This is a genomic window from Campylobacter sp. BCW_4323, assembly GCF_001763115.1.
Taxonomy (GTDB): Bacteria; Campylobacterota; Campylobacteria; order Campylobacterales; family Campylobacteraceae; genus Campylobacter_D; species Campylobacter_D jejuni.
The window spans coordinates 1-543 of record NZ_MJYC01000082.1 but is presented as its reverse complement, the minus strand read 5'-3'; the positions used below and the strand labels follow the sequence as shown (position 1 = coordinate 543).

Sequence of the window (543 nt, the reverse complement as noted above, 5' to 3'; positions counted from 1 at the left end):
ATTGTGTTCTAATTCTTTTCTTACAGGGCAACATTGGAATAAGCTTAGAGCAAAAATGATTTACGATTTACACGATTATCATTATGAGAGTTTATTAGATGAATTTGGTATGCTTCCTTTTTTAGATGAGATTATAGGAGCAGATTGGACGATTGATTTAAATAAATATGATTTTGCCTATGATGAAGAAGGTAGAATCATTTGGGCTTTATATGATGATATTGAAAAAGGTAAATTAAAAGATCCAAGAGATATAGATTCTACTCCTGAAAGCAGGAAAGAATTTGATCATTATATGGATGGATATAAAAATGGAATGGCAACTAGATTTGATGTAGATATTAGAAACGAAAGAGATGAAAGATCTGCTAAACTGACTATGGATACCCTAGTATTAAGCGCTAAACTAGCAGCCTTAACTCCTCCTCAAGGCTATCCTAATGCTCCAAGATACTATAGCCCTGAAAGACTAGAAATTATTTATAAAAGACATAAGCTTGATAGACTTCTTGATCCAAGAATTCCTGCTATTTATAGATATAA

The 543-nt window shown here is 31.7% G+C and carries 1 pseudogene; it reads left to right on the top strand.

Annotated features, from left to right (window positions below):
- Nucleotides 1-543, top strand: a pseudogene (locus AJN60_RS08370) (hypothetical protein); the annotation flags it as partial.